A 4,077-nucleotide genomic window follows, 5' to 3' on the forward strand; every position below is an offset into this window, starting at 1 on the left:
AGCCGAAGAAGCTGTCGATGCACTCCGAATAGCCGGTGCGCATGAACGCGAACTCGGGATCGCGCGGGCGGACATAGACTGGCTCGGGCTCCAGCTCGATGCCATAGGCCGCGACCATATCGGCGAGGACGACCTTATGGCGCCGCTCCTCATAGGCGTTCATCGCGATCGCCTCGTGCAGCAGGGGGTCGTCGATCACCTCGTTGAACGTCTTGACGTTCAGCGACGCGCGCCCTTCCGTCTGCACCGCGATGTCCCAGATCGGCAGGGACACGATCCTGTCGCGCGTTTCGGGCTCCAGCTCGGGCCAGTGGATCAGCGCGGGACGATAGGCGTCATGCGTGTCCAGCATCATCCGCGACAGCAGCCGCTTGTGCTCGGGCGAACCCATCCGCACCCGCCGGCCGGGCGCGGGCGGCGCCTCGAAGCTGCGCGGCGAGATCGCCAGCGGCTCCAGGTCGGGGTGGCGGCGGATGGTGGGAAGCGAAGTGGCCATGGGCCATGCCTTCGCGCAGGATGGCGGCCTTCGCAAGACCGTCGGTGAGCGCCGCCAGCTCGTCGCGATAGCGATAGCCGGCGGCGGAACCCGGATACCGGTCGGCCGTCGCCGGATGGGTATAGATCTCGGTCAGGCCGGGCGGCAGGTCGGCCAGCGCCGCGCGCATCCGGGGGGCGTCGAACGCTCCGGTCCAGGCCAGGCCCACCACCTGGTCGGGCACCAGCATCCCTGCCCGCCTGATCCGCCGGGCGAGCAGTCGCGCCCAGAACGCCTCGATCCCGCGATGGCCGCGCTCCACCGGTGCGCGGACGGCGCGCATCCCGAACCGCGGACCGATCGCCAGCACCGCCGAGGCGATCGTGGGATGGAGGTGGAAATGCTTGTGCGCGTTGACATGGTCGAGCTCCAGCCCGGTCGCGGCGAAGGCCGTGAACTGCGCCTCCACCTCCGCGTGGAGCTGACGGCGCGCGGCGGGGTCGAGGAACATCCGGAACGCCGAGGCCGCCATGTCGGTGCGGAAGGCGCCGTCCCCGCCGACGAGCGCCGGCACGCGCTCGGGCGGCAGCACCGGCCTCCCCTCGACCAGGACGAGGTGGAGGCCGACCCCCAGCGAGGGCATGGTCCGCGCGCGCGCGATCGCGTCGGCGGCGGCGTCGCCTGCGACCATCAGGCTCGCGGCGGTGAGGATGCCGCCGCGATGCGCGGCCTCGACCGCCTCGTTCACCGCGCGCGAGGCGCCGAAATCGTCGGCGGTGACGATCAGGCGACGGACGCCCGCTGCATCACCGCCGGCCACGGGGGATCAGGCGGCTTCCTTGCGACGGCGCAGGAAGTCGAAGAACTCCACGCCCTCGCGCAGGCGGCGCTTCATCATGTCGAAGTCGCGCACCATCTCGCCGACGATCGAGCCGATCTTGCGCGGGCGGAAATAGAAGCGTTTGTAGAACTCCTCGACCTTGTCGAAGATCACGGCCGCCGGCAGATGCGGATAGGACAGCTGGGCGATCTGGTTGCCGCCGCCGGTCAGCAGATCGTTGCCGTCGTCGAACCAGCCGTTCTCGCGCGCCTGCGCATGGAGGAACGTGCCGGGATAGGGCGCGGCGAGCGAGACCTGGATCGTGTGCGGGTTGATCTCCATCGCATAGCGGATCGTCTCCTCGATCGTCTCCAGCGTCTCGCCGGGCAGGCCCAGGATGAAGGTGCCGTGGATCACGACGCCCAGATCGTGGCAGTCCTTCGTGAACTGGCGCGCGACGGGGACGAGCAGGCCCTTCTTGATGTTGTGCAGCACCTGCTGGTTGCCGCTCTCGTAGCCGACGAGCAGCAGCCGGAGCCCGTTGGCCTTGAGTATCTCCAGCGTCGAACGCTTGACGTTCGCCTTGGCGTTGCAGCTCCACGATACGCCGAAGCCGGGCTTGCCGAAGCCCAGCGCGCCCAGCGCGCGCGCCAGCTCCTCGACGCGGGGTGCGTTGTCGGTCAGCGTGTCGTCGTCGAAGAATATCTCCTTCACCTCAGGCATCTCGCGCAGGACGTACTTCACCTCCTCGACGACGTGCGGGATCGAGCGGGTGCGGTAATTGTGCCCGCCCACCGTCTGCGGCCACAGGCAGAAGGTGCAGCGGCTCTTGCAGCCGCGCCCCGTGTAGAACGAGACGTACGGGTGCTTGAGGTATCCGCCGAAATACTTCTCGATCTTGAGGTCGCGCTTATAGATCGGCGACACGAACGGCAGCGAGTCCATGTCCTCCAGCACCGCGCGGTCGCGGTTGTGGACGATCGACCCGTCCTCGGCGCGATAGGAGATGCCTTCGACATCGGCCAGCGGCACCCCCTCGGCGATGTCGAGGATCGTGAAATCGAACTCGTTGCGGCAGACGAAATCGACCGCGGGGGCGGCCAGGAGCGATTGTTCGGCCTGCACCGCGACCTTGGCGCCGATCATGCCGATCAGCGTGCGGAGGTTGCGCTCCTTGATGAGCCCCGCCGTCCGCACGTCCTGCCCGAACGAGGGCGTGGAAGTGTGGAGCACCACCAGCTCCTTGTCGTCGACCTCGTGCTTGATGTCGTCCCAGCTCTGGTCGTGGGCGGGGGCGTCGATCAGGCGGGAGCCCTCCACCAGCGCCGCGGGCTGGGCGAGCCAGGTCGGATACCAGAACGACTTCACCTCGCGCTTCATCTGGTAGCGCGCGCCGGCGCCGCCGTCATAGCCGTCGAACGAGGGGGCCTGCAGGAACAGGGTGCGCTTCATCTGGGAAGAAACTCCGGAGCGGCGGACATCCGCCCATGGTGTTCCATAGTAAACCGACTGCCCCGCCAATCAACCGATCGCGTGACAAAGGAGGCGAGGAAAACGGCGAAGGATAGCAGGTCGCGCGGCACGATCATCCAGGCCGGCGCGGTGGAGGCGCGCGAGAGGCGGTCGACGGCGGCCTTGAGCGCGAGCCGTGCTCCGATGGCCGCGAGCAGCAGGACCAGGGCCGGGCGCGGCGCCAGCGGCAAGGCGAGGAGCGCGAACGCGATCGGATGCGTCACGATCATGCCGGCGTAGCCAGGCGGGTTGATCCGGCGGATGGTGCTCGCCCAGCGCAGCTCGTGCCTCCACACCGCCGCGAGACTGGGTTCGGGGCAGCCGTGGACGAGCACCATCGGCGGCACCGCCACCCTCAGGCCGAGCGCACGCACAGCCTCGCCCAGCGCATAGTCGTCGGCGAGGTGGTCGGCGAAGCGGGCGAAGCCGCCAATCGCGTCGAGGGTACGCCGCCGCAGCGCGATGGTGGAGCCCATGCCGGGACGCGCGAGGCCGAGCGCCAGGCCCAGGAGAAGCTGCGGCAGGAAGTGATAGCTGATCCCCGCCGCCGCGAGGTCGGACCAGCGGCCCGCGTCGCCCCGGCCGCGATAGACGCAGGTGACGGCCCCCACGCCCGGTTCGGCCAGCGCGCCGCCGAGCACGGCGAGATAGTCGCGCGGCACCGCCATGTCGCTGTCGCTCAGGACCAGCAGGTCGTGCGCGGCGGCGGGCATCAGGTTCGCGACGTTGGCGATCTTGGCGTTGGAACCGATCGCGGGCGCGTCCGTCCGGACGGCGACGTCGCCGGGCAGCGCGCGCGCGACGGCCAGCGCGGGATCGTCGGCCCGGCCGGTCCCCGCGACCATCTGGATCGGCGCGGCCCAGTCCTGCGCGAGGAAGCTGGCGAGGTTGTCCGCCAGCCGGGGTTCCGCGCCGTGCAGGGGCTTGAGCAGCGTCACCGGCTCGGGCGTCGCCGGCGCGGGCCGGGGGGCTCGGGCGAAGCGGCGCACGGCGACCGTCGCGTGGACGGTGTAGCCGATGCCCGCCGCCGCCAACGCGAGCAGCGCCCAGCCGAGGATCGCCGTGACCATGGTGCTCCCCTACCCCGCCGCCGCGCCGCCCGCCAAGCCCGCGCACTTGGCGCGAACGGGCCGCGCCGCTAACGCCCTATCGCATGATCGAGCCCGAGGACTGCCGGACGATGGCGCAGGTGCGCGCCGGGGTGGACGCGCTGGACGACGCGCTCGTCACCCTGCTCGGCCGCCGGATGCGCTTCATGGACGCCGCCGCG

The 4,077-nt window shown here is 70.3% G+C and carries 3 protein-coding genes and 1 pseudogene; all 4 read right to left on the reverse strand.

The window, feature by feature from the left end; genetic code table 11:
* Positions 1-391: pseudogene (locus HUU95_RS09995) on the reverse strand (ferritin-like domain-containing protein); the annotation flags it as partial.
* Entirely contained in the window at positions 336-1,295 is a 960-nt protein-coding gene (gene hpnK / locus HUU95_RS10000; RefSeq protein ID WP_174279982.1) for a hopanoid biosynthesis-associated protein HpnK, read from the reverse strand. The pseudogene HUU95_RS09995 and the gene hpnK, both read right to left, overlap by 56 nt.
* Positions 1,296-1,301: 6 nt before the next feature.
* Entirely contained in the window at positions 1,302-2,747 is a 1,446-nt protein-coding gene (gene hpnJ, locus HUU95_RS10005; protein ID WP_174279983.1) for a hopanoid biosynthesis associated radical SAM protein HpnJ, read from the reverse strand.
* Positions 2,744-3,877, reverse strand: a complete 1,134-nt coding sequence (gene hpnI, locus HUU95_RS10010) for a bacteriohopanetetrol glucosamine biosynthesis glycosyltransferase HpnI (RefSeq protein WP_174279984.1) — start codon at positions 3,875-3,877, stop codon at positions 2,744-2,746. Before hpnI ends, hpnJ begins: the two co-directional genes overlap by 4 nt.
* Between the last annotated feature and the right edge of the window lie 200 nt (positions 3,878-4,077).

The organism is Sphingomonas bacterium, from assembly GCF_903643065.1.
Classification (GTDB): domain Bacteria; phylum Pseudomonadota; class Alphaproteobacteria; order Sphingomonadales; family Sphingomonadaceae; genus Sphingomonas.